Origin of the sequence: Piscinibacterium candidicorallinum, assembly GCF_047549485.1 — a bacterium.
In the GTDB taxonomy this organism is placed as follows: domain Bacteria; phylum Pseudomonadota; class Gammaproteobacteria; order Burkholderiales; family Burkholderiaceae_C; genus Piscinibacterium; species Piscinibacterium candidicorallinum.
On the sequence record NZ_CP180191.1, the window covers coordinates 2,713,415 to 2,737,271 of the forward strand.

20 protein-coding genes and 2 tRNA genes are annotated in these 23,857 nt (G+C 62.4%); 10 read left to right on the plus strand and 12 right to left on the minus strand.

From position 1 onward, the window contains the following. Positions 1-432 precede the first annotated feature (432 nt). From ACMDW7_RS12245 to ACMDW7_RS12275, 7 genes are all read right to left on the minus strand, one after another. Positions 433-2,547 carry a hypothetical protein gene (locus ACMDW7_RS12245; protein WP_377304222.1) on the minus strand — a complete coding sequence of 705 codons (2,115 nt, stop codon included), beginning with the start codon at positions 2,545-2,547 and terminating at the stop codon, positions 433-435. Further along, a complete protein-coding gene (locus ACMDW7_RS12250) occupies positions 2,544-3,665 on the minus strand; it encodes a VWA domain-containing protein (protein WP_377304220.1) in 1,122 nt (373 codons plus the stop codon). Before ACMDW7_RS12250 ends, ACMDW7_RS12245 begins: the two co-directional genes overlap by 4 nt. Next, complete coding sequence (locus ACMDW7_RS12255) at positions 3,662-6,133, minus strand: DUF5682 family protein (RefSeq protein ID WP_377304218.1); 2,472 nt, start codon at positions 6,131-6,133, stop codon at positions 3,662-3,664. The genes ACMDW7_RS12250 and ACMDW7_RS12255 overlap by 4 nt, the downstream gene beginning before the upstream one ends. Further along, positions 6,117-7,220, minus strand: a complete 1,104-nt coding sequence (locus tag ACMDW7_RS12260; RefSeq protein WP_377304217.1) for an ATP-binding protein — start codon at positions 7,218-7,220, stop codon at positions 6,117-6,119. The genes ACMDW7_RS12255 and ACMDW7_RS12260 overlap by 17 nt, the downstream gene beginning before the upstream one ends. Before the next feature lies 1 nt (position 7,221). Further along, positions 7,222-10,953 (minus strand): DUF4132 domain-containing protein, encoded by a 3,732-nt coding sequence (locus ACMDW7_RS12265; RefSeq protein ID WP_377304215.1) that lies wholly within the window; start codon positions 10,951-10,953, stop codon positions 7,222-7,224. Between the two features lie 241 nt (positions 10,954-11,194). Beyond that, positions 11,195-12,145, minus strand: a complete 951-nt coding sequence (locus tag ACMDW7_RS12270; protein WP_377304213.1) for a hypothetical protein — start codon at positions 12,143-12,145, stop codon at positions 11,195-11,197. Between the two features lie 273 nt (positions 12,146-12,418). Then, positions 12,419-13,351 carry a metallophosphoesterase gene (locus ACMDW7_RS12275; RefSeq protein WP_377304211.1) on the minus strand — a complete coding sequence of 311 codons (933 nt, stop codon included), beginning with the start codon at positions 13,349-13,351 and terminating at the stop codon, positions 12,419-12,421. Between the two features lie 49 nt (positions 13,352-13,400). Here ACMDW7_RS12275 and ACMDW7_RS12280 point away from each other — a divergent pair, with 49 nt between their 5' ends. Beyond that, positions 13,401-14,111: an NUDIX hydrolase gene (locus tag ACMDW7_RS12280; protein ID WP_377304209.1), complete on the plus strand. Its 711-nt coding sequence runs from the start codon at positions 13,401-13,403 to the stop codon at positions 14,109-14,111. On the opposite strand, the gene ACMDW7_RS12285 is transcribed toward ACMDW7_RS12280, so the two are convergent. The 3 genes from ACMDW7_RS12285 to ACMDW7_RS12295 all read right to left on the minus strand — a co-directional run bounded on the left by ACMDW7_RS12285 (position 14,108) and on the right by ACMDW7_RS12295 (position 15,969). After that, a complete protein-coding gene (locus tag ACMDW7_RS12285) occupies positions 14,108-14,509 on the minus strand; it encodes a hypothetical protein (protein ID WP_377304207.1) in 402 nt (133 codons plus the stop codon). The two genes, ACMDW7_RS12280 and ACMDW7_RS12285, sit on opposite strands and share 4 nt — an antisense overlap. A gap of 195 nt (positions 14,510-14,704) precedes the next feature. Beyond that, positions 14,705-15,274, minus strand: a complete 570-nt coding sequence (locus tag ACMDW7_RS12290) for an opioid growth factor receptor-related protein (protein ID WP_377304205.1) — start codon at positions 15,272-15,274, stop codon at positions 14,705-14,707. Beyond that, on the minus strand, positions 15,271-15,969 hold the full coding sequence (locus tag ACMDW7_RS12295) for an SOS response-associated peptidase (RefSeq protein ID WP_377304203.1): 699 nt from the start codon (positions 15,967-15,969) through the stop codon (positions 15,271-15,273). The genes ACMDW7_RS12290 and ACMDW7_RS12295 overlap by 4 nt, the downstream gene beginning before the upstream one ends. A 70-nt stretch (positions 15,970-16,039) precedes the next feature. Here ACMDW7_RS12295 and ACMDW7_RS12300 point away from each other — a divergent pair, with 70 nt between their 5' ends. The 4 genes from ACMDW7_RS12300 to ACMDW7_RS12315 all read left to right on the plus strand — a co-directional run bounded on the left by ACMDW7_RS12300 (position 16,040) and on the right by ACMDW7_RS12315 (position 20,340). Further along, positions 16,040-16,372, plus strand: a complete 333-nt coding sequence (locus ACMDW7_RS12300; RefSeq protein ID WP_414859554.1) for a hypothetical protein — start codon at positions 16,040-16,042, stop codon at positions 16,370-16,372. Positions 16,373-16,580: 208 nt separating this feature from the next. Then, a complete protein-coding gene (locus ACMDW7_RS12305) occupies positions 16,581-17,696 on the plus strand; it encodes a bifunctional nicotinamide-nucleotide adenylyltransferase/Nudix hydroxylase (RefSeq protein ID WP_377304199.1) in 1,116 nt (371 codons plus the stop codon). 62 nt (positions 17,697-17,758) lie between these two features. Then, positions 17,759-19,330, plus strand: a complete 1,572-nt coding sequence (locus ACMDW7_RS12310; protein ID WP_377304197.1) for a nicotinate phosphoribosyltransferase — start codon at positions 17,759-17,761, stop codon at positions 19,328-19,330. A 59-nt stretch (positions 19,331-19,389) separates the two neighbouring features. Beyond that, positions 19,390-20,340 (plus strand): hypothetical protein, encoded by a 951-nt coding sequence (locus ACMDW7_RS12315; protein WP_377304195.1) that lies wholly within the window; start codon positions 19,390-19,392, stop codon positions 20,338-20,340. A gap of 17 nt (positions 20,341-20,357) precedes the next feature. On the opposite strand, the gene ACMDW7_RS12320 is transcribed toward ACMDW7_RS12315, so the two are convergent. Further along, a complete protein-coding gene (locus ACMDW7_RS12320) occupies positions 20,358-21,140 on the minus strand; it encodes a hypothetical protein (RefSeq protein WP_377304193.1) in 783 nt (260 codons plus the stop codon). 163 nt (positions 21,141-21,303) lie between these two features. Between ACMDW7_RS12320 and ACMDW7_RS12325 the strand changes: the two genes are divergently transcribed. Further along, positions 21,304-21,564, plus strand: coding sequence for a hypothetical protein (locus ACMDW7_RS12325; protein ID WP_377304192.1), 261 nt, complete (start codon positions 21,304-21,306; stop codon positions 21,562-21,564). Between the two features lie 4 nt (positions 21,565-21,568). On the opposite strand, the gene ACMDW7_RS12330 is transcribed toward ACMDW7_RS12325, so the two are convergent. Further along, positions 21,569-21,775: a hypothetical protein gene (locus ACMDW7_RS12330; RefSeq protein ID WP_377304190.1), complete on the minus strand. Its 207-nt coding sequence runs from the start codon at positions 21,773-21,775 to the stop codon at positions 21,569-21,571. Between the two features lie 312 nt (positions 21,776-22,087). On the opposite strand from ACMDW7_RS12330, the gene ACMDW7_RS12335 reads away from it, so the two are divergent. From ACMDW7_RS12335 to ACMDW7_RS12350, 4 genes are all read left to right on the plus strand, one after another. Next, positions 22,088-22,162, plus strand: a tRNA-Gly gene (locus tag ACMDW7_RS12335). A 46-nt stretch (positions 22,163-22,208) separates the two neighbouring features. Next, positions 22,209-22,284: transfer RNA gene (locus tag ACMDW7_RS12340), tRNA-Met, on the plus strand. Between the two features lie 138 nt (positions 22,285-22,422). After that, the gene (locus ACMDW7_RS12345) at positions 22,423-22,722 is read left to right on the plus strand and encodes a hypothetical protein (protein ID WP_377304188.1); all 300 of its coding nucleotides are present in this window, start codon (positions 22,423-22,425) and stop codon (positions 22,720-22,722) included. Continuing rightward, positions 22,719-23,855: a tyrosine-type recombinase/integrase gene (locus ACMDW7_RS12350; protein ID WP_414859555.1), complete on the plus strand. Its 1,137-nt coding sequence runs from the start codon at positions 22,719-22,721 to the stop codon at positions 23,853-23,855. Before ACMDW7_RS12345 ends, ACMDW7_RS12350 begins: the two co-directional genes overlap by 4 nt. The last annotated feature ends 2 nt before the right edge of the window (positions 23,856-23,857 follow it).

Here is a 23,857-nt window from a genome sequence, read left to right on the forward strand (position 1 = left end):
AACCAGCTACGCAGATACCGTGTTTTGGTTGCGCAGTTCAACTGTCGCACTACTCCACACCTAAAGTGCCTAGTTGAGGCTCGGCAAACAGCGTCTGAATAGGTCAAGCAGTGGACATACGTGCGCGGCTCTGATGAGTGGCTTGGACGTGGCTAGCCAATCCGGTTGCCGGCATCATTCAGCGCGAGAGTCCGCTTTGGGTCGAAAGCAGAAGATCGCACCAAACCAGCATCCGACATGTGGCTCGGTGCTTCCCTTCACCAAACAGAAGCACCTTAAGCCCCAGCTTCATGCTGCTGGCAGCCGCGACAAGAAGAAGGGCCTCATCAGAGAGGGAGCCAGCCACTCTCGCTGCGACGCCCCGGCTGTCGCAGTCCCTTCAGGCGCGGGATTGGCGACATCCATAATGAAGTTGTCTATCACCGATCATGACTATGCAGCGTTGTCGCCCTGCATGAGTCGCTCGTATTGCAGGCACAGGTAGTTCGCTCGCAGTAGCAGCTCCCCAATGGCCACATCCTGGCCCAGCGCCGCGCGAAAGGCCGTGAGGCCAGAATCGGCCAAGCGATCGGCGTACGGCATCAGCGCGCTCAATGCGCTTTGAGCCTGCTCCGACGCCAAACCTCTCTCAGCGCTTCGCTGGAGTTCATGTCGCAGATCCAGCAAGCCACGATGCGCGCTTGGCACAAGCTCAGGCATGTGAGTCGTTACATCTCGCGTGGGAATCCATCGCTTCAACCGTTCAACCACTGAAGCGGCCATTCCTTGCTTTGGCGCATCATCAAAGTGAAGCGCGTCAACGGGGCTTTCAGTTGCGGCGGGTCGCACAAGGCTCAGAGGCTCAGCCGCGACACCGCCTTGGCTGGACGGCCGCAGACGCGCGATCACCAGCGTTCCAGGCACCAGGTCCGACGGCGCCAGTCGCTCCACTCGCTCGATGGCATGGCGGGTGTACTCGTTGAACGATATCTCGGCGGAAAGGGTCCGCCTTGCACTATCCAGAAGGGGCCAGACGAGAACCTGTCGCGCGTCATCGAAACGGGCATCGCCGAACTTTGCGGGCTGGAGTGCCACCCAGTCCTTCATAGGATCGGGCTCGGACAGCAGGCTCACGCGGTGTTCGCTGCGTGCACTCAACATATCAGCCCATGACGACCACGGCTTCAAATGCTGCACCAGGGTTTCGGGGTCCAGAGGGAGCACGCTCACGCTGGTACTGTCCGACGCGGAAAGACGTCCTGTGTCGTTGGTTTGGGCTCCTATAAGCGACACGCGACGGCCGGTAGTCTGCGCCGGCGCACCCAGCCCGGTCCAGGGACCGGCGGCCTTGTAGCGCGCGACGGGATTGAATCCTCTCTGATTTTCTGGGCGTGCATCGGTGCAGGACATGAAAGCCTGCTCGTCAGGCGACCAAAAGATCATGGTCAGTCCGACGTAGCCGGCGGGTGAGCGCCAGGCGTGTGCACCAAGCCCGTACAGCTCGAGCGACGTGGATGCCTCATAACGCGATCGTGCACGTCCGACCCATTTCGTCGGCATAGCGCCCTGGGCCGCGGCCGAGTCCAACGCACACACCAGTGCGAGCGCAATGCTGATCTCGTCGAACAATCGCAACTCATCAGCGCCTCCAGCGCGTTCGAGCAACAGTTCGACATGGTCGGCAATCCTTCGCGTCATCAAGGCCAGGCGGTGATACTCCGCGCCTTGTGCCCAGACAGCCAACGTCGAGTAGCGCTCATGAATGCCGCGCGACAAATGCGCCAAGCCAAGCTCGACGGACTCAGTAAAGATCTTGCGCAGGGATGCGCGTAGTCGAGCTCGCGACTCCTCTAGATTCGAATCGCGCGTCTCTGGTAGGGCATGATCCTTCCCCAGGTCGAGCGACTGTGTACGTTGCCGCACGGTGGGGTCGGGCGGCGTGAGCGCGCGACCATGAGCACGCTGGAAAGCAAGCACCGCGGCTACGCGATACTTTTCAATCTGTGCGAGATCCGCGTCGGCAATGAGCGCATCGAGTCCACCGCCCATATAACGAAGCGTGAGTCGCGGGCGCTGAAATGCGAGCACCAGATACTGCTCGCCCGAGACCGAGAGCGCATGTTCAGGCTCGAGATCTTGGACGTACTGCCATGCCCAGCGATAGCCAGCCTTCCCAGCATGGCGTACTAGCTCTGCTGCAGACAGGTCAAGCAGCGCCGCTCGCAGCGGGCCGATCGCATCATCAGCAGACTCTTGACTCGGCCCTACCTGCTCAGCCGGTGGCTGCAGCGCCTGTTGGAGACCCATCGCAGCCGCCAGGATGTGTTGGCAGATACCGCTCGCCGGACAGTCGCAGTGGGCATGGGCGGGGCCGCGATGATCGAAGCGGATGCGCTGCGCTCCGAAGCTCACGACCAACTCTGCTGCCCCCTGCTCGATGATCTCGACTTTCTGCTGCTCCAGTTCCTTACGGGCACGACGCACCAGGCCTCGGTTGGCCAGTGCCACATAGGATTCGTCATCAAAGCGCGCAAGCAGTGCGCTGAGCTGGTCAACGACCGAACTCACGAAATCACCTTGACCAGCCAGTGGGCCAGCTTCTGCGGCGTGAGGGCGGCGATCTCCATACCGCAAGCGGCTAGGCGCTCGGCCATCTGACGGTCGTAAACGGGATGCGCCTGGCTGTCGAGCGAGGCCAGTCCAAGCAGCTTGACGCGGGCTTCGGCCAGCTTCTTCACCGCACGCACCAATTCGCTGGGCGGGGCGCCCTCACAAAAGTCAGTCACTAGCACAAGTACAGAGCGATGCGGATTCTCAACGAGTTGGGTGCAATAGCGGACCGCTTGCGCAATGTCGGTGCCACCGCCAAGCTGCACACGCATTAGCGTCTCAACCGGATCATCGGCGTGGCCAGAAAGGTCCACGACGCTGGTATCAAACACCACAATGCGCACTCGGAAGGCGGGAAGCGCTGCAAGGATGCCCGCCATGACTGCGCTGTGGATCACCGAGTCGGCCATGCTGCCGCTCTGATCCACACACAGGATGATGTCCCAAGGAAGGCGACGCGTATTCCGTTCAAAGAAGCGCAGCTGTTCGATTACGAGTTGGCCCCGCTCGCGATCGAAGTGCTTCAAGTTCTTGCGGATGGTGCCTTTGGCATCGAAGTTCTGGACGATCGCCATCGGTGAGTGGCGAAAGCGGTTCAGTCGCCCGGACAGGGCCTGTCGAACCTCCGGCTCAAGCTGACGGCGGATTTCCTCGACCACCTGGCGAATGATCCGTCGCGCCAAATGCAGCACATCACCCTTCAAGTGGCCACGCAGCGAAAGCAATGTACGCAGCAATTGTTGGTTCGGCTCGAGGCGCTCAAGCGTCTTCGGGTCGGTCACCAGTTCTGTCAGTCCATACCGGTCTAGGGCATGCTTCTCGATGATCTCGACCGTCTCCTGCGGAAACAGCTCTCGAACCTCGCCAAGCCAGGTCACGAGGGAGACCTGAGACGGATCCAGCGATCCCGGAGCGGTACCGTCACGTAAGCCGCGACCTTTGTACTCACGCCCATAGAGGTAATCTAGGGCCCGGTCCATGCGGGCACTGGTGCCCTGCAAGCCGTTCGCCTGATTTGGCAAACCCTGTTCGGCATACTTTCCAAGCACCAGACGCCAGCGCGACAGGTCCTTCATGGGCTCACCCACGCGCCAAGCCCATCGGCTTGCAAAACATCCAACAGCTGCTGAGTCACCAAAAGATTCGCTTGGACTTGTTCGGCCGACACGTCGTAGCGAACCAATCTGCCTAAGGTGGCTGCGTCGTGCAGGCTCGCCACGGCGTGCGCGATCCGGTCCGTCTCCTTCGGGGTCATTTCGGCGAAGGCCAATCGGAGTTCGGGCAGATTGGCCACGAAATCGGCTTCATCCCAGCTGGCGAGCAGACGATCCAGGACAGACAGCAATGCGGGCTGCTGCCATGCAGCCTCACGCGCGGTCTGCAACAGCCCACCAAGAAAGGACACTGCGTCGCGCGGGGCGATCAGCCCATTGAGGTGGCCATCAAGCGCTGTGCCAAGTGCTGTATCGGACAGCCGACCTGCTCCATAGGAGAGGCCAGCGGCGGCGCCACGTACGAACGCCGAGTCGTTGCCGGTGGACAGCTCTTCTATGAGCGCCCAGTACAGCGCGTCATCCAGGTGCTTCCCCGCCTCACTGGCAAGCAGTTCTCGCAGTCTCGCCAGACCGGCCACCACCTCACGCCCATCCCCAGATGCGCCCCGCAGTCCGCGCCCAAGGTAGATCGCGCGTTCATAGGCAGATTTAAGCAGCGGCTGCAGCTCATCGATGCCGCGCGCCTCCAACGGCTCACGTGACTCCCACAACAAACCGAGCGAACCGGCTGCCGCGGCCACAGTCTCGAACTGCGCATCTGAGGCCATCACCGCAGCAAGCGTGCCGCAGACCTTGGGTACGTGGTCATGCAATCCAAGTACGCAGGCCTGTGCGAGAAGCGCGACGGCCCCTTTTGCGTGACGCGGCTCGGCGCCAGACTCAAAGCGCTCAAGCCGCTCGGCGAAGCGCGCTGCGACCGCCAAAGGCACCGTGGTGCCGTACACCGATGCTTCGACCAGCGCCGCCTCGGTCGCCGCCGAATGCGTGTAGTCCCAGTGCTCCTGCAGCCGCTCAAGTCCGAGACCGTTAACAAAGTCGGGGCCAGCGCTGCGGTGCGCCAAAGGGACACCCAGGAGTCCAAGGCCATGGAACAAGCGGCTGGTGATGCGGTGCTCCGGGCGGCGGTAGATATCAAGCACTGCACGACGCGGCTCAGAATCATCGATTTTCAGCCGCTGGCGCCGGGCGCGGTACTCGAAATCCCGCACCAGAGGTGGCGTACTTGCGCCAGGCGGCACTTTGCCCATGACTTGCCCACTGAGCATGCGCCGCGCCACGCTCAGAACGAGCGCACCATCGGCGTCTGCGTCTCCCTTGACGAAGCAGCTCGTTACCGCATCGAGCACATCGTCGCGGACCGGCGCAGCGCGCTGTCGCAACACCGCGAGCCTCAGCGCTTGTTCATAAGCGGCACCCAGAGCAGGCATGGGCAGCGCCAAGCCATGCCGGGTGCGCAGCTCCATGGCGATATCGAACAGCATGGACAGCGCAAGCTCCTGCCGTACTCGCACACCAGCTTGAGCGCCGCCCTTCTCGCCTTTCAGCATGCGGTCCCACAATTGCTGCTGCCAGGCTGGCGACGTCATCCCCGCCGCATAGCCGTTCAGCCGGTCAAGGCGGTCCTGACCGTAACGGATCAGGGCGGCTGCCTCGTCGCTGACTGTGCTACGTGAGATCGAGGGCCGTTGTTTAACCTTGCGATCAATCAGCTCAGGCAGTGCCACGGCGTGGAATCCACCGACCACGGCCAACACCGGGCCGTCGCTCGGTTGACGGCGCTCCAGTGCTTGACGGATGTGCCAAGCCATCTCGTCTTCGCGTGCCAGCGTGCCATCCGCTTGAAGTTCGTTGTCCGTGCATTCCACGCGCGCCAGGAAGCAATAGGCGGCCATGTTGAGCACGTGCTCTTCGAGAGTTCGCTCCATCGCGGGTACCTCAAACAGGTGCTCCCACAACTCCTCATGATCTCGGCAACCCAGCTGAGTCGCCAGCGCAGAGAGATATCGACTGCGTCGGTAGTGACGTTCGTCAAGGAGCGACTGAGCGTCGACGTCACCTTCGTCTGGCTCAATCTGGCACTGCTCAGCATGATCAAGATCGATGAACCGGGCCGGTATGCCCTGATCCTGGGCGAATCGAAGCGCCACCAACTCTGGCGAGTGATCGCAGAACGGGTAGTAGGCAGCGCGGCGCCGCGCCGGCTCTTCGCCCTGCGGCTTGAACACGGCATACGTGTAGATCGCCAGTGGCATTCGCGCTTCTGGATGCACCAGCGTCGGAATGAGCGGGTCGAAGCTGCGTGGACCTTCGACGAGCACAGCGCAGGGCCGTACCGTCGCCAGCCAGCGTCTTAGCTGCCATGCACAAGCTGGACTGTGATGCCGCACTGGAAACAGCACCAGCTCGGGTCCGACCAGCCGGCTGCCCAGCGCGCGCACCGCCTCCGACGTAGGGAGCATTGTGCTGTTCAGCTCAACGATCGAGTTCACGACGCGCATCGAGCACGCGCTTCCACTGGGCGTTGCGCTGGGCTCTCTGCTTGATCACCACATCAAAATAGTGACGCAGTTTCTTGCCGTCCTCGGGGTTGTCCTTGAGCACGGTACCAATGAGTTGACGCGCTACATGGTCGCCGCCCACCGTTCCGTCGCCGAAGTAGTGTGCATCCAGGCAAGCCGCATAGCCCACGGACACCGCTTCGGCGGATGACATCACCGCCGTGGGTTTCTCGAGAACCACACCCTCGCTGGTCACGCCCTGCCGCAGGTCGTTGAATGCAGTCACGAGCAGGTCCACGACGTCCGGACTGAACTCGACATCGACCTGTGCACGACTCAGTAGCGCCTCGGTTTGCTCCCGCACCAGCAGTGTCTCGAGCTTGCGGTCAGTGATGGGGCGCACAGTCTCGAAATTGAAACGGCGCTTGAGCGCACTCGACATCTCGTGCACGCCGCGGTCTCGGATGTTCGCTGTGGCCAACACATTGAAGCCGCGCTGTGCAAACACGGTGGCGTCCTCGCCATCGAGCTCTGGCACGTGCAACACTTTTTCGGATAGCAGGCTGATCAGGCTGTCCTGAATTTCGGGCTGCACACGAGTCACTTCCTCGAAACGGCACAACGTTCCAGCGCGCATCGCCTCGTACATCGGCCCGCCCACCAACGCACGCGGTGTTGGCCCTTCAGCCAGAAGGAGCGCGTAGTTCCACGAGTACTTGATCTGATCTTCGGTCGTACCCGCAGTCCCCTGGATGATGCAGATCGAGTTGCCACTGATTGCAGCGGCCAGCAATTCGGAGAGCATGGACTTCGCCGTGCCTGGCTCGCCCACCAGTAACAAACCGCGATCACTCATCAGCGTGACAATGCAACGGTCGATCAGCGCGTCGTCGCCGTAGAACTTGCGCCGTACACCCAGCTTGTCATCTCCGAGGATGAAGCGGCGCACCGCCAGTGGCGACAGTCGCCAACCCTGAGGTCGCGCAGTGGCATCCTTTTCTCGCAGTCGCGCCAGCTCTTCGGCGTGCACGTGCTCAGCAGGAGCACGCAAGACCGCAGGAGACCCAGTAGGTGACATGTCAGTACTCACTTTTCTTCTGCCAGTCAGCGTCGTATCCCGTGCCCTCGGCAGCAATGAGACGCAGATCGTTGTAGCACTCGGAAAGCAGTACCTTTGGCACTTTGGATAAGGTCAGCCGCCCGCGATGCCAGCTCGAGTTGTCAGCCGTGCTGGCAAATGACATGTTCAACAGGGCCACCGTGCGATTCTCTTCGGGCAAGCCGTTGCCCGTGAACTCGAGCACCGCCTGAAGCCCGAGCGTCGGGAAGCGCTTTTCGTAGACGTGGAACCAACCCGCGTCCTCAGCAGGCCCTCGTGTGTAACCAAGTTTCAACGCACGGCCGCGCAACGCAAAAGCTTCAACCAAGTAGCCCTCGAAGTCTTTGATTGCGTCATTGCCAGCCTTCGACTCAGGCAAGGCGTAGTGGCCTTTGCCAAGCTGCTGGAACAGCGGCTTGATCTCGTAATCCACAAGGTGCTGCTGCCAAGCCGAGACAGCTTCGGCATCGAGCAAAGAGTCGTGCGCCAGGCGTACCCGCGCCCCCACTTCCAGTTCGACTGCGTTGTCTTCATTGTCAGTCAGGGTGCCGTCGTCGAGCGGTCGAAACGTCCGGCTTGCCCTGCCGTCCATGAGCTCCACCCACACGAGCCGTTGTACGAGGTGGCGAAGCACTGGATGCTGTTGCAAGTAGGCAGTCCAATCGGTGGCAGGCCACTCACGCTCAGTGCACAACGCTTCGTAGAGGCGATCGGTTTGCAGATCGACAATGCTCTTGAGCTCCTTCTTTGCCGCAGCGAAGGCCTTTTTGGCTTCCTTGGCTTGCTCAGCGTCGTCGTCCTGCCGTGGTTCTGGCAGTGCAGCGATCTTCTTGCCATCGGGGTTGAATAGCTCGACCTTGAAATCGGGGAGCAGGCGTGCTGTGAAACTCCGCGTCCCGTAGGAGAGTTCAAGCGTGCCTGTCTCGTCGAAGCCAGCCGACGGCACGGTACGGTCGGCCAGCTCCGGAAGCGTCCAGCCCTTGCGCTCTGCCAGTGCCTCGGCCTGGCGGGTGGCCTCTTCCTGAAAACTTTTGGTACGGAAGCGGCTGCCGATGGAGAGCATCAGCTGCGTGGCGCTGGGGTGGTCGATCCAAGCCAGCATGGCAATTAGCGCCTTGCCTTGGGAGGCTCTGGAGCCATACCACTCCTTGAGGTAACGCTGCGTTGGCCCGGCTGCACGCTCGCGTGCACAGGCCGCTGCCACTGCGAGCACGCCTTTGGCACCGGTCGCAGAGCCGGCCGGCTGGCGAAGCTGGGCGGGCAGATAGGCGGCGGTCAACTCTTCCACGGACTTGCCTAGATTCGGGCTGTCCTGGTAGTACTGGGGGTAACTTGCCATCGACGCAAACGTGCTCTGTGCCAACCCTTGTGCACGTTGCATCGCCTCCTCGGGCGAGACTGGCCTCACGTCCTCACGCAGCCAGGTTTCCAGCACGAATTGTCCGAACATCTCTCGGTCGCGTGCATCAAACATCTCGCAATACTTGCGTAGCACGGCATTGGGCTCGGGCGACTTGTTCTTCACGGCCTGCACGATCATCCAACGCAAGACATCGGACGGCACCGGTACACCACTTTCCGCCCATCGAACTTCGGGCAGTGCGCTCCACGGAAAGAAGTCCAGATCCTTGGGAATGCCTTTGGCAAGCGACTTGGCTGCCTCAATAGCCAGCGCGTTGCGGTCAAGATACTTTTCGACGGGTTGGCCGAGCGCCTGCAGCGCGTCAAGCATGGCCCCCTTAGCGACGTCTTGCTTCTCCTTGGCGACCGCTTTCTCCAGCGCCTCGACGGCTGGTGCATAACGCAGCCGACCTAGCCAGTTCGCAGCGACCGCACGTGTCTCAGCCTTCCCGTCGGAAAGGGCTGCAATGATGCGCTCCTCCTTGCCCGGATGATTCTGCAAGGCTTCCTGAGCGGGACCTCGATCAGTCTTGCCCGAGCCCAGCGCCAGTGTGAATAGCGCATTGATGGCGGCCGCCGGCGGCTTGGGCAGCGTAGCGATGGCACGGAACAACCCTGTTCGGCTGAATGAGTAGTCCTTGATGGTGTCATGCAGCAGCGCCTGCAGCACCATCTCAAGGTGGCATGCGAAGAACGGCCATACATCTTCGCTTGGCCAATCTGCAGCGAAGGGATCACCCCATGCGCGACAGTAGTTTCGCAACAGCGCCTGGCCTTTGTACCCCGCGTCGTCAAGCATGCAAGACAACTCGAGCAAACTGGGCTTCCCGTAGCGGCGATGAGCGGCGTCAAAGACGCGTGTCGCCGCATACTCGAGCATGCCGTCGTGCGACACAGCTATTCCAAAGAACAGCATGACCTTGAACAGCGCAACGGGACTGACGCCGTCGATCTCAACCAGCTTCAACGTGGGCTGCTCCACGTGGCTCCAACCGCGCCTGTCGTTCTGCTTGCGCTTTGGCGGCTTTGGCTGCCCCGAGGCCAAGTAATCCTGTAAAGCCTGCTCGTCTGCAGCTGTAAACAACTCTTCCAGGCGCAAGGGGTACTTATGCCCCTGAGCCATCATGCGCGCGTGGTGTTCGCGGCTGGTTGCGTTGGAGCGGGTGATCGACTCACCGATCTCCTTCCACAGTCGATCCAGCGCCTCTTTAGGAACATGGCAGTTGGCTGCCGACCAATCGATGCGCGGCGGGGTGACCTCGTAGTCCTCCCTGCCCTCTTCGGCAACCTGCAAGCCAGCATCCCACTCCGCAACAAGGGCCTGCACCGACGGCGCCTTGTCTTGCGCCGCGACTTCGCGAGCGAAGGACGTGTCGGCAGCGTCACCCCGCTTCGAGGCGAATTGCTGAAGCAGCCGCAGTGCATGCAATCGCTGCTCGGGCTTGCCGTGGACAGCCAGCTCGCGTAGCGGCGCTGACGTGTGGATGCCACAGCGTCGCAGGAGCGCCTCCGCCGGCATGCGCACCTGCTTGCTACTAGCCACAGCCAGTTCGCTGAGCTCCGGCGCGAGCTGCTCCAGCGTAGGAGGAGTGGCTTGTTCCAGCATCGACAGCACATGTACCCGCTGGGCCACAGTAGTGGCCAACATGAGCGGGCGGATGGTCTCCACATGGCGCTCCAGCGCCTGTGCATAGTCTGGCAGGTCGGTCAGCATCAGCAGTCGCTGTGCGGTGTAGTAGGACGAATCGACTGGTGTAGCGAAACACGCGGCAAGCAGCGATGCGGCGTCCAATCCATCCTCCTGAAGCAGCTTCTCGATCTGACCGTACGTCAGACCCTGAGCTTTGGGGCGCCGACTTGACCACCCCGTGAGGCTGGTTTCAGCGCTGGCCATGAGCAGCACCTCAGGCCAGTGGATACCCCGTGGCATCTGAATGGAACACTGCGAGGGCTGCGCATTCACGCTGGCCTCAAGCACCCGCGCCCAGCGAAGGGCGATGGGAGGCGAGAGCTCACTGAAGCGCTCAAATACATCGGGAAGGGCGCGCCGAGCGCCGCCATAGTGGAAACCGGTCAAGAGGAAGCGCTCGGCAACTTCGGGACGCTGACCCAACTCGTGAAGCACCGCTAGCGGCTCACCGTGAAGCACGAAACCGAGAATGTCGCGCGCCAAACCCTGGCGGCCCTTGGCGCCATCCACCTTGTCCAGCGGCGCGAGGAGCTTCTCCAGTTGCTTCACCCATGCTTCCGGGACACCGGGCGGCAGCTCGAATGCGCTGTCTCCGAGCAGCCTGGCCATCCATTTCAGCATCGCGCTTTCCCCCTGCAATTCTCGACGTGCAAGCAAATCGCGTGGACTATATCGGCAACGCCGACCAATGCTCTGAGGCCAATCCCTAAGGGGCCAACACGCGTCACCTATTCATGCCTGCACCCTGAAGAGCGCCGTGAAACCGTCCACACTTGACCGCTGGGAGTCAGAGGCCGTCTCTTCGATCAGTCAGCCCCATTCAAGCGGTTGAGTCGGGCAAGATGCTGTTCGTGCGCCGAAGTCACTGAGGATCCGCTTGATTCGGCACAGCAAACGCGCTGACATCCGCCTTATTCAAGGCGTCGCGTAGTGCTGGATACACATGCCGAACCGCGTCAGTGTCGGAATCCTGAACACTACCGAGGACGCGAGCAAACGCATCCCCGTCGCAGCGCCCGGTCGACGCGCAAAACGTAAGCGCCAGATTGCCGCCATCGCTGCCTCCGGCTGCGAGTGATCGCTCCATGCGATACACGATGAGCGCGCGCTGGAAGGCCAGTCGGTCCACGCCTCCAAACGGCTTGCCTTGGAAGAAGATCCGCTGGTGAAGGTCGATTTGCTGCAGCTCTCCGTAAAGCACCCCAGCGCCACCAGCCTGCATGAGGGCATTTAGGGCCTCCGTGCGACGGCTTGCATCAGCATGCTCCGCCGCAAGTGCATACAAGCGCTCACGGGCTTGGATCAATGGATCGCGTTTTGCCAAATCACCTCGCTCAAGGTCCTGGATTCGTTTGAGCGCGTGATCCTCAGATGAATCGGTTCGAACACCCTGATTCAAGGCTGAGCACCGCGCTTGCATCAATGCACGCGCGCGCAGCTGCGCTGCGCTCGGCGCTTGGGTTTCAGCACTGTCCTCGAAGGGAAACAAGCAGAGTTGCAAGGACTTGATCGCAAAGTAAACGCCGCCCTCCTCCGGTCGGCGCAAGGCATGTTCGAAGAACTGGGCGAGGTTTGCTGAGGCGTACAGCTCGCCAAGCAGCGGACTCTCCGCGATATCCGAGCGGACTACAGATGCAAGCGCTGGGGCTTGTGCGGCGGCTACGGGGTGATCAGCAAACCCCGCCGATGGGATGCGAGCTTCTCGTGCAGGATCGGTCGGTTCCGTCCGGTTGCGCGCCCACCAGAACGCGACCATCACGATCAGCAGTGCAACAGCGAGAACAACCTTTAGACGATGACCAGCGATGCTCATTTCTTTGTTGTCTCGGTCTCGTCCCTGGTGTGACGGTGGGCATCTCACTTGCTGCTATAGCCAAGTCACCCTCCCAGTATGTTGCACTTTACGCTTCAAGGGAGCGCTTCACTTGAGCCGAACTACATGGTCGAGTGGCCACTGGGCGATCGGTGACCCGGTCCCAGCCTTGCAGCGACAAGCCCCAGGTCCAATCCTTCGGGTGTCGCCTTGGTTAAGGCGGGCTGTTAAGCCTTCCTTCGCTGTCAATCTCAGCGAGTCACCCATGAAGAATCAGTGATCAGCCCAGCGCAAGTGGGAGGACACCAGTTCAGCCTCGCCGTCCCAGCGGTACGCGACCAACGGCCCGCCCTTGGCCGCACTCCAATCCAAGCACGCGAGCTTTGCAGACTGCAGCATCGGCGCCCCCTTCATCCAGTAATGCCCTACAAACACCGGCGCACCCTCGGGTTCTCCACCAGGCAGGTCCGCAGGCAGCGGGATCTCCGGCACAAAATGCCGCTGACTCGCAGGTAGCAGCGCGGCATCGCGCAGGCTCAGTCCACGATCAGCCCACCACTTCACACGAACCTCATGGCGCCTGTGGCCGCCATGATCCTCAAAGGCATAACCCTCCGGTAAGCGCACCTCCAAGCCCTTGCACAGGCCCTCCACCGCTTGCCACTCCGACGAACCCTTGCGGAACGCGGCGTGCAGGAAGTCCTGAGAAATCGGACTGCCTCCTGGATGCGCGCGCTGAATGGCGTCCACGTAAGGCTGATGCCACCACGCGTGCACCACCCGGACTCCGCCCAGATCCAGCGCCAGGGGCAAGATCCGAAACCAGTCCACCCATTCCTTGTGCGCTGCGGATCCCTCGCCCACCTGCCGCAGGAATTCCGCATGCTGCGCCACCTTCTCTGGGGAGTGCTCTCGCAGAAAGCCCGAGCCGTCTGCCTTGCGCTCGACATAGCCAATCGCGTTCAGTTCGTGGTTGCCCATGATCACCCGCGCATCGCCCGCGTCCATCATCGCCCGAACGATTTCCAGGACACGGAGTTGCTGCGGGCCGCGATCAATCAGGTCCCCTACAAACACCGCTTGACGTCCTGCGGGAGCCTTGAAGCCACGCCCAGCTGCGACATACCCCAGCTGTTCGAGCAGCCGTTCAAGCAACCCGGCCTGCCCATGAACATCGCCGATCAGGTCATACGCAATTTCCAACATCGCTGGCCTCTTATTTGCACATCACAACGAAGTCATTGTGCCTTACTTATTGGCGATTCGCAACTATCATCATGGCATGACCACCAAGACTTACCCGATGCCCTTCACGCGCATCGAACTGATCGTGTTCGCCGTCCACCCATCGGGCTTGGAGGTGCTGCTGATCAAGCGGACCGAAGCACCGTTTGCCGGACAGTGGGCGCTTCCGGGCGGCGTACTTCGGATCGACATGGACATGGATCTTGAGAGCGCTGCACAGCGCATCGCGGTCGAACGGCTCGGTACTCCAGTGCCTTACATCGAGCAGTGGGGAGCAATCGGTGGCGCCAGTCGCGATCCGCGTGCGCCTTGGGCCCTGAGCATCGTCTACCAGGCGCTGGTCCCGGGCGAACAAATTCAACCCAAGCCGGGCAAGCGCATTGCCGCGATCGACTGGCGCCCAGCCTCTGATGCCGCCACGGATGCGACGCTGGCCTTTGACCACCGAAAGTTGATTGAGCTCGCGATGACTCGAATCCGAAGCGCCATTGATCGCTTGGAGTTACCCGCAGGGTATTTCGAGACACCATTCACTCTCACAGAGCTGCAGGCCACCTGTGAGGCGATTCTCGGACACCGACTGGACAAATCCAGCTTTCGCAGGAAGCTCGCCGAGCGCCAGTTGGTCCAACCGGTAGAGGGACAGTTCCGACAAGGCGCATTCCGGCCGGCTCAACTGTTTGAGCTCGTAGCGGCCGATCCTCGGAACGCGTCTCGCTAGATGTCGTAGCCCTTCGCGACCTTGCGCCACGCCAGTGATGACAGGGATCGCCGCAGCACGTCTTGAATCGGCACGGTGGCGTCAAGTGTCCCAAACCACGCGATCTTGGCCCAGGACAGTAGATGCACCGAGTCGACCGGCTGCTCGGACGTCACCATGGCCGCAAATCGCACCGGTGGCAATCGCGTGGTGCCGGCTTGTCCCCATTCCGGTCCGAAGCATGTGACCGGCAGGTCAGCGGGCTCGATACGCCTGGCCCAATCGATGCAGTCCTCTTTTTCGAGGCGTGTGCGCGCGCTGTCAGGTTCGCCCTCAAGCAGCCCGACATAGGTGACAGACAGGCACAGTTCCTCGACCTCGATGTGGGTGCCGTCCTGAAGCACGACGTGAATGCGCATACTCACTGCCCCTTCGTGGGTTGCGAACTGCAGTAGACCAAACCTGGCGTGTCCCGACGCCGATCTTGGATCCACCGGTCGCTGCCGCAGAAATTCATGCGCATATAGCGCGCACTGACACCAGCGCAGCCCCATCCTGAGAACCAATCATCGGCCGCATCTCCGACCATCCAGGCGACTGGAGTCGCGCTTGACCTAGGCATCCACGAGCTGATGGCGCCACCACCGCAGCGCGTCCCAGCGTGCGGGGCGGTCCTTCATTTCCAACTCTAGGAACGCCATCAGCGCGCGCGTCTCATCGTGCAGGCCTGCGTTGTGCATGCTGCGCAGGGCGCGACTCAAGCGCCGATCGGTATGCGTGGCGCGATCGATCCAGCGCACCACCGGCGCATTGACCTCTCGCACTTGCCCACCTTCCAGCGCCAAGCCCAGCACCTGCAGGAAGCGGTGGAACGACCTCCGCATCGCCGCGGCCAGCTCGGGGTCGGCCTGTACCGCATCGCGCATGGCGTGGCGGCCGATCACCGGAGCGTCGGGGTTGATGGGGCTCTTCGCACCGATCGGGAACCACCACTGGATGAAGTCGTGGCGTCGCTCCAGCTCATCGAGGGACAGCGCGAGGGTGGCCTCGTGGTGCTGGGCCAGCCACGCGCGCCAGCGCTCGATCGCCTGGGCGTTGGATTGGTCGCGTCGCTCTTTGGAGCGGGCGACGATCAGGTCGGGGTCTTCGTCTGTGGCGAACAGCCGGTCAGTGACTGAGCTCATGGCGGCGTTGTACCGCCGAGCCGGCGCGATGCGCTAGACGTGCTGTCGGCCGGTTGCGCCTCGAACATCTCCGCCGGTGTGAGCCGCAGTAAAGCGCTTGCCTCGTCTGGACTGGCGGTCAGCCAGGTCTGCACGTCGGCGTCCTCGATCGCGATGACGGAGCGCTTGTCCTGGGCGTCGGGCGGCAACTTCGGATCGGGCTTGTGCATGCGGCTCATGAGCGGATGCTGATCTGCATTGAGCGTGAGCATGGTGTAGCTCTCGTGGATCTCGCCGCTGCTACGGTCGATCCACCGGTTCCACAGCCCGGCCAAGCCCCACGGCCGGCCGTCCGTGCGGCGAAACGTCCACCACACGTTGCGCCCGGTCTCCCAGTTGGGTTCATCAAACGACCAGGCAGGGATGATGCAGCGCTGGCCGCGCTTCCACGGGTCCTTGAACGACGCTTTCGAGGCCAACTCTTCGGAGCGCGCGTTGTTGGTGGAGTAGGTGAGCTTCGGTGTCTTCGCGAACCAAGGGATCAAGCCCCACTGGCCCACCACAAGCTCAAGCGCGCCCCGATCATCGAGACGCAGGAACGGACCCGGGGCGCGCGGGTACACCCCGCCGCCGCGCCAGGGGTTGTTGTTGCGCGCGCCGATGTGCCAGAAGCGCTCGATTTCCGCTTCAGCGGGGCTGACGTATCGGTTGCACATCGCCGGGCCTCCCGCATGCGGTAAAAATTGTACTGTGAATAAAAACAGTCACCAGCTGCTCTTCCGCGTCATGCCCATGCGTCGGCGCGGTCGGCCCACGGGTCAACGCCCCGGCGCGGTCAAGCTTGGGTGGGTCATCATCACTGATATCCAAGATAACGAGGTTCTGCGCCCGGTGCGACGTGCCCAGCTCATCTGCGCCACGTATGGCGTTCCGGTGCTACCGGATTTGATGGACGCCCAGCTTGTACAGATGACGCCCACGCTGATGGTGCTCACGGGCTGGGAGCGCCTGCCGGACAACAACAACTCGACCCAGAGTTATGGACAGACCTGGTGGTGCGTCGTGGCAGACGAGCCGGTATCCGCGACGAGACCCGCTTCGCCGCCACGCGTGTACTAGTCGAATGAGCATTCGAAAGAAAACTTTCGAGAGGGTCTATGGACAGCAGCTACGTGCCTTGATGGGCGCTGGCATACAAGGAGCGACGGCAGGCCGCACAGCTGATTGATCATCCAGCTGCGACTTGAAATCTCTCGCTGTCGCGCTCATACTGCAGTCAACGCAAGGAACAGATCCAAGCGTGCCAAACCGCATCGAGGGAGCCTCCATGCACCGCAAAGACAGCTACGCGCTGGCCGTTGTCATCGGCCGCTTTTCCCCCTTCCACAACGGTCACCTCGCCCTCGTTCGGCACGCGCTTGCGCTCGCTGATCAGGTCCTGATCGTGCTGGGCTCCGCGGCCCAGCCCCGAACCGTCAAGAACCCGTTTCTGGCGGCTGAGCGCGAGCAGATGATCCGCGCCTGCCTGCCCGATGCCGCCGCGCGACTGCATTTCGCCGCCCTCCCCGACAACCTGTACTCGGATCAAGCCTGGGTGACCGGGGTGCAGCGCGCCGTGGATGCCAGCGGCGCCCCTGCGACGCGGGTGTGCCTCGTGGGCTACGAGAAAGACGAGTCCAGCTATTACCTGAAGATGTTCCCGCAGTGGCGACTCGAACCGTTTGCGCTCACCCAGGGGCAAGTCTCCGCCACCCAGGTGCGCGACATCCTGTTCGCCGACTTGCTGGAGACCGCTGACGGGAAGACGCCTGCTACAGAAGACTTCGCCACCCAGCCCCTCGCGCTCAAGAAGCCGGACGCCGGACGCGACATGCTGCTGGCCTCCTGGCTGCCTGCGGCCGTGCTGGACTTCATCCGTGCTTTCCGGCGCACCGACGCCTTCGAACAGCTCGTGCGCGAGCACACCTTCCTGCAGACCTATCGAAGCCAGTTTGTAGGCTTGAAGTACCCGCCGATCTTCGTCACGGTAGATGCGGTGGTGGTGCAGTCTGGGCATGTGCTTCTGGTGCAACGTGGTGCCGAGCCCGGCAAGGGCCTGTGGGCACTGCCCGGCGGCTTCCTGGATGCCAACGAGCGCATCGCCGATGCCGTCATCCGCGAACTGGTCGAGGAGACGCGCATCAAGGTGCCTGCCAAGGTGCTGCGCGGTTCGATCAAGGCCAGCCAGGTGTTCGACCACCCAGGCCGCTCGCAACGCGGGCGCACCATCACCCATGCCCACCTGATCGTGCTGGAGGACAGCCCTGCGGGCCTGCCCGAGATCAAGGGCGGATCCGATGCCCGACGGGCCCGTTGGGTCCCGCTGGCAGTCGCCCGCAACATGTCGGAGAGCTTTTTCGAGGACCACGGCTCCATCCTCGAGCACTTTGTGGCCAATCTGTGAGCCTTTCCCTCGCTGGGATAGACCTGGCGAGTTCCCCCACTGATCTGAAGGAGTTTCAGACCATGACTGCAAGAGACCTGCCCCAATCCTCGGCTTCGACCCTGCTCGCTTCGCTTAGCGCACAAGACCGCGCTGAACTGTTGGCTGAACTCAAGCGGAGCCTGGGCGAGCCCAAGCCTTCGCGCTGGCTGACCAATCTCGCTCTGGCCACGGACAGCTACAAGGCCTCGCACTACCTCCAATATCCCCCGGGGACCACAGGGCTGCACGCCTACATCGAAAGCCGGGGTGGGGAGTTCAGCCACACCCTGTTCTTCGGGCTGCAGATGATCCTGAAGGACTACCTCGCCATCCCGATCACGCATGCCGACGTGGATGAAGCACGCGACTTCTGGGCCTTGCATGGCGAGCCCTTCAATGAGGCCGGGTTTCGCTACATCGTGGATACGCACCAGGGCTACTTCCCGGTGCGGATCAACGCCCTGCCCGAAGGCGTGGCTGCCCCGACGGGGACGCCGCTGATGACGATCGAATCGACCGATCCCCAGGCCTTCTGGTGCGTGTCCTACCTGGAGACCTTGCTCTTGCAGGTCTGGTACCCGATCACGGTCGCGACTCAAAGCTGGACGATTCGCAGCCTGATCAAGCGCTACCTGGTGGCGACTTCCGACACCCCCGAAGCGGGCCTGGCCTTCAAGCTGCATGACTTCGGCTACCGCGGGGTCTCCAGCCCGGAGAGTGCCGCGCGCGGCGCACTGGCGCACCTGGTGAGCTTCCGGGGCACCGACACCGTAGCCGGCATCCTGGCTGGCCGACAGTTCTACCGTGAGCCGATGGCCGGGTTCTCGATTCCGGCCGCCGAGCACTCGACCATCACGAGCTGGGGCAAGGCCGGGGAAGTCGACGCGTACCGGAACATGCTCAAGCAGTTCGCCAAGCCGGGGGCGTTGGTCGCCGTGGTATCGGATAGCTACGACCTCTTCAACGCCCTCGAAAATCACTGGGGCACAACGCTCAAGCAGGAGATCATCGACTCGGGCGCCACGGTGGTGATTCGCCCTGACAGTGGGGATCCGGCCAGCATCGTGCTCAAGACCCTTGGCATTCTTGATGCGAAGTTCGGCAGTGACCTCAACAGCAAGGGGTTCAGGGTGCTGCGCCATGTCCGGGTGATCCATGGCGACGGCGTCAATCTGCGCGCGATCCGCGACATCCTGGCCGCAATGAAGATCAACGGATATAGCGCCGAGAACGTAGCCTTCGGCATGGGCGGAGCGCTGCTGCAGGGCTTGAATCGCGACACCTGCAAGTTCGCGATGAAGACCTCCGCCGCCTTGATCGAAGGTGAATGGCGTGATGTGTTCAAGGATCCGGTGACAGACCCGGGCAAGCGTTCGAAGGCGGGGCGGCTGACCGCATGGCGCAATGACACAACTGGTGAATGGCTCACGACCCCGGTGCACAACGGGTGGTCAGATACTGGCAGAGAGCCTCTGGCCGGCCCCGGCTGGACCCAGATGCTCGTGCCGGTGTGGGATACCGGTCGGCTGCTGGCGGATCACACGCTGGGTGAGGTTCGAGCGCGCGCCGACGCAGTCGATGCGCCATTGGATCGGGGGTTTGTCGGATGGTGAGGCGCACCCCTTGGGGCGGTCTGAGCTTCCTGATCCTGTGGCTAGGGAGCATCTTCGCGGTGTTCGCCTTTCTCCAGGATCGGGTGTATTGGATTGCCGCCTTCGGGGTGGCGGTCCTCTGGAGCGTCCTCTTCCCGCTGTTGCTTAGCTACTGGACCTGGCTGTGGCGCCTGTTCAGCAACGAGCCGGCGAGCAAAGCGGCAGGCTCGCCCCCGTCCTATGAATACCATCCGCGCACCATCGAACTGACCAAGCCGCTCGCCCCAATCACCACCCTGCCCTTGCACTTTGGTGAGGTGTACGGAGCGACGGAGACGTACGACCAAGAGCGGGGATGGATCTTCCGTACCGACTGGTACTACTTTACGGATCGGTCCGGCCTCTTCCTGGTTCTCCGAGATGAGGAACTCCAGGTGCTCGATGAGCGGTTCCTGCTGGCGGGACGATGGCTGATCGACACGGAGTTGCTCGACGCGCACGCGCTGAGTACACGCTGTGTTGGAGCGGAGCTCGCCAAGCGAGCCACAGTCCTGAGCGAGCGACTGGCGATGCGCAAGGGTCCTAGCCGCCGCGTGCACAGCGATGTGGTGGCGTACTCGCGCGTGACGCGGTATGGACCCTTTGCGATTCCCGAGTATCTGCTGAGCGGAAAGATCGACAGCGCCGCGCTGGCTGAAGCCTTGCGCAGTGCCCTGCCGCAGCGCATCGAGATCAGTCCGAACGTGCCGCGCACCGTGACCCGCGACCTGCTGGCGCGCTGGCTGGAGTACCTGCCTGTCTATGTGAGTATCAACGGTGAGACGTGTCCGGGCGTGGTGTTGCTTGCCGACGTGAACTACGGGTTACTTGCAGATCCGAAGGATGGGTCTCGTCCGTCGCCGTGGGCCACGGATCGACAGACCCTGAGCATCGACGCGTGGGAGTTCGATGACACAGCGTCCCTTGTGGCCCGCAACTACACCTGGGTGGCCGGCAAGGGCTGGTACCGCACGGCGGACTACTACCGATAGCCGCTTGGGACGCGGGGTCAGCAGGCCACCGGCCCACAGCCTGCCTGCTTGGTGACGCGCCGCGACGTCTCGGTGCAGGCGCTCGGGCCGCACTTGAGCTTCACCGTCACTTTGTGAATGAGCGCTGGCCCGCCTTCGCAGCCTTTCTCGGTGGCGCGCGGGTCAGTGTCGGCCAGATCCTCATATTGAGTGTAGGTGTAGGTGACAGCGCCACCCGGGCCAGTGCTCAGCGCCGAGTCGTACACGGCGTCTTTAGCCAGTACGCGAGGATCTACGCTCCACAGCACGGTGTCCGGTTTGCTCGGATCGACCAGATCGAGTTGCCCGGTGGCTGAGAAGTTGTCTTCGCCAAACTCGCGTCGAACGATGAAGCGGTTGGGTGGGTTCAGCGGCGACGCCAGACCCTCAAAGTATGCGGGCTCGCGACTCGCGGATCGCGGGATCACCAATGTGCGCACGCTGTAGGCGCCGCCGATGTAGTCAGCGCCCAAGTAGGACGAGGTCACGGTTTTCACGCGCAACCACACCCATTCGCGGCCCATCCGGTCGAACTCGACCTCCATGAACCCCTCGGGGGTCTTGCCGACAAAGGGCTGCTCCGCTCCTGTGAGCTTGCGCTGGCGCGCGTTGTAGCGCTCGATCGCGGCGACGAACTCGTCGGCCGGAGCACCAGCAATCGCGCGCGCGTGTAGGGTCCTGGCAAGCGCAAGGGGGTGTGTGGGCAGTGAGGGGCTGGCTGCAGCCGTGAGAGGCACGAGGGCAGCAAGCGCGAGAGACGCAAGGAAGCGGTGCGCTTTCATTGTTTGTCGGTAGGGAGACCGGAGATCGCATCGTGCCGCAAATAATTCGGTCAGACTTGCAGGTCTGGGGCAATTTCGCCTGAAAACCTGTGCCCCAATCGCATGATTTGGGTAGGGCGGTCCGACGATGAGGTTTCGCGGCTATGCGCGTAAAATTCGCGCCATGCCTCGTCCACGCATCCACGAACCCGGTTCCACCGCCAGCGACCGCAAGAACGCATCGCTGGCGGCGCTCTACACCCGCGGAGGCAAGGTCAAGAGTGTGGCCTTCGAGGCGGAAGACCTTGCGGCCATTGACACCATTCGGCGCCGGTATGGTCTGAGCACCGACCGCGACGCCATCGCCTTTGCCCTGCGCATGGCCAGCGCCACGGCCCTGTTGCCAGCCAGCCACACCGAAGAGTCTCGCAAGAAAGCCGCTTGACAAATCAAACGCGGATATTCACAATACGATCCATGTCAACGAGATACGCTGAATCGGCGTTCTCGACTGCACCGAATTTCATTTTGAACTGAATAATCGTCTGATCATGAAACCCGTCCTGACATCGACCACCAAGCGACTGCCCGCTGCGGCAGCGCGAGGTCATGTCCTGGCCGCCCGCTTGGGTTGGGCCCTGGGCGGAGTCATGCATTCACAGCGACTCAGTGCGCAGTGCGTCATTGAATCCTTTGGCCCGACCGCGTATCGGCCCAATGGGGAGGATGCGCACCCCGCTCGGGGAGGCACAGCCGGCTAGTCCGCTGCCTCCAACTGGTTCACCCGAACCCCGAGCGACGTGAAGTCCCTCGGGGTTTTTTGTTTTTCTGGTGCCGCATCGGCACCGCGATGCAGGTTCTGCCTGCTTCGTCTTCGCTCATTCACAACTTGATCGTGTGTAGGGTACGCCCGCCGGCACGATGTGGCCGGACGTGTGTCCGGGTGAGCCGGCGGGTGCACCCACCTTGCGGATGTAGTTCAGTGGCAGAACGCCTCGTTGCCAACGAGGAGGCCGTCGGTTCGACCCCGACCTTCCGCTCCATCGCCATGCCCCTGGGCTCTACACCCAGAGGCATCGCCATGGATGTTGCGTGGTAGCTCAGCTGGCAGAGCGCCGGGCTCATAACCCGGAGGCCACAGGTTCGACTCCTGTCCTCGCAACCACACCCTCACGCAGCGATAGCTCAGTCGGTAGAGCGCCGGCCTGTTCTTGACGCTCAGGACTGTTACCCTCTCTTGGCTGTTTTGTATCTTGTTTTCCTAGCCTCTTTGAGGCGAGTAGCAAGAGGGGGTCCGGGGGAGATGCGGGCTGTGGATAACTCAACGCTGGCGCGCTGGCGCGCCATGGAGTCCGTCAAAGTGCTGAGCGCCGTGGCCGATCACGCCAAGCGCGACCGCACGTTCCAGCCGGTCAAGGACCCGGGCACAGAACGCTGGCACGCGGCTTGGGGTCATAGCGACTTCGAGCTACTGGTGTGCGGCCCCAAGTTCTACGACACGCGTTCCAGGCGCGGCGGGGGCGGCGCTGTGGACTTGGTCATGCACCTCACTGGCAAGCCGTTCAAGCAGGCTGTCGAGTTGCTCCGGGATGCTGGGCTATGAGACTGATAGCTGCAACCGAGAGCCTGGTCGTCGAGGGGCGGTCGTTCGAAGGTTTCCCCCTGCTGGTCCGCCGTGGCGAACCTGTGGAGCCAGCTCAGACATTTCTCTGGGAGCACCTGACGCGAAGCGGGCGCAGAAGCGACCCGAAGACTTGGGAGAAGTACGGACGGGCGCTGTACGACTTTATGGCCTTCTGCGAGGCCAATGCAGCTGATTGGCGAGCTCGGGCGCGACCGGGCATGCCGAGTGCTGTTCACTGGTACCGCGACTGGTCCCGAGGCACCGTCGGCAATGCTCCAAGTACTGTCAACGCCCGTCTTCGGCTCATCTGTGCCTTCTACGAGTGGTGTGTCGCTCATCGGCACGTCGACGAACTGCCCTTCGACTTCGAGCAGATTCGCTCCGGACGGCCCGCGGGCCTGCTGGAACATCTGAAGCGAGACGATGACCGCATCAAGCGGCCCGACCTGCTGCTCATCGAGCCACGCAAGTTGCCCAAGTTGCTCCACCGGGACCAGGTGGCGACCTGCCTGTCCGAGCTGACTAACGAAACGCATCGGCTGATGTTCGCGCTGATGGTCCGCACAGGCTTGCGTCACGAGGAATGCACGTCTTTCCCTCTGGCGTACGTTTTTGACCCGGACAAGCGCGCGAGCACGCGCGACAAGCGCCTCCTCCGGGTTCACCTGAGCCCCAAGGACATGGACTTGAAGTTCTCTAAGCCCAGAGCGATCGACATCCCGGCAGACTTGATGTCGGACTTGTGGTGGTACGCAGTTCGAGGCCGGCCCAAGCGAGCGCGGATGGTCAACCCGTCCGAACTGTTCGTCTCTGCCAAAGGCGGGCGATTCCGCCCGTCCTCCGTGACGAGCTTGTTCGAAGCACTTCAGGCGAGGGTCGGATTCCATGTGCGCCCGCACATGCTGCGCCACACCTACGCGACCTACACGCTCATGGCCCTTAGACAGAGCCAGTACCGAGGAGACCCGCTGCTGTACGTGCGAGACCGGCTCGGGCATCGCAGCGTCAGCAGCACGACCGTGTACCTCCAGCTCATCGACCAACTGGCGACCGAACTGCTGCAGTCGCACGAGCATGAACTTGCCAAGTTGTTCGCCGGTGTCGAGGAGTGACG

Bases quoted from the DNA above. Each gene is read 5' to 3' on its own strand.
- ACMDW7_RS12250 (WP_377304220.1), bottom strand. From the start codon at position 3,665: ATGAAGGACCTGTCGCGCTGGCGTCTGGTGCTTGGAAAGTATGCCGAA.
- ACMDW7_RS12260 (WP_377304217.1), bottom strand. From the start codon at position 7,220: ATGTCACCTACTGGGTCTCCTGCGGTCTTGCGTGCTCCTGCTGAGCAC.
- ACMDW7_RS12265 (WP_377304215.1), bottom strand. From the start codon at position 10,953: ATGCTGAAATGGATGGCCAGGCTGCTCGGAGACAGCGCATTCGAGCTG.
- ACMDW7_RS12270 (WP_377304213.1), bottom strand. From the start codon at position 12,145: ATGAGCATCGCTGGTCATCGTCTAAAGGTTGTTCTCGCTGTTGCACTG.
- ACMDW7_RS12275 (WP_377304211.1), bottom strand. From the start codon at position 13,351: ATGTTGGAAATTGCGTATGACCTGATCGGCGATGTTCATGGGCAGGCC.
- ACMDW7_RS12285 (WP_377304207.1), bottom strand. From the start codon at position 14,509: ATGCGCATTCACGTCGTGCTTCAGGACGGCACCCACATCGAGGTCGAG.
- ACMDW7_RS12290 (WP_377304205.1), bottom strand. From the start codon at position 15,274: ATGAGCTCAGTCACTGACCGGCTGTTCGCCACAGACGAAGACCCCGAC.
- ACMDW7_RS12295 (WP_377304203.1), bottom strand. From the start codon at position 15,969: ATGTGCAACCGATACGTCAGCCCCGCTGAAGCGGAAATCGAGCGCTTC.
- ACMDW7_RS12300 (WP_414859554.1), top strand. From the start codon at position 16,040: ATGCCCATGCGTCGGCGCGGTCGGCCCACGGGTCAACGCCCCGGCGCG.
- ACMDW7_RS12305 (WP_377304199.1), top strand. From the start codon at position 16,581: ATGCACCGCAAAGACAGCTACGCGCTGGCCGTTGTCATCGGCCGCTTT.
- ACMDW7_RS12310 (WP_377304197.1), top strand. From the start codon at position 17,759: ATGACTGCAAGAGACCTGCCCCAATCCTCGGCTTCGACCCTGCTCGCT.
- ACMDW7_RS12320 (WP_377304193.1), bottom strand. From the start codon at position 21,140: ATGAAAGCGCACCGCTTCCTTGCGTCTCTCGCGCTTGCTGCCCTCGTG.
- ACMDW7_RS12325 (WP_377304192.1), top strand. From the start codon at position 21,304: ATGCCTCGTCCACGCATCCACGAACCCGGTTCCACCGCCAGCGACCGC.
- ACMDW7_RS12330 (WP_377304190.1), bottom strand. From the start codon at position 21,775: ATGCATGACTCCGCCCAGGGCCCAACCCAAGCGGGCGGCCAGGACATG.
- ACMDW7_RS12345 (WP_377304188.1), top strand. From the start codon at position 22,423: ATGCGGGCTGTGGATAACTCAACGCTGGCGCGCTGGCGCGCCATGGAG.
- ACMDW7_RS12350 (WP_414859555.1), top strand. From the start codon at position 22,719: ATGAGACTGATAGCTGCAACCGAGAGCCTGGTCGTCGAGGGGCGGTCG.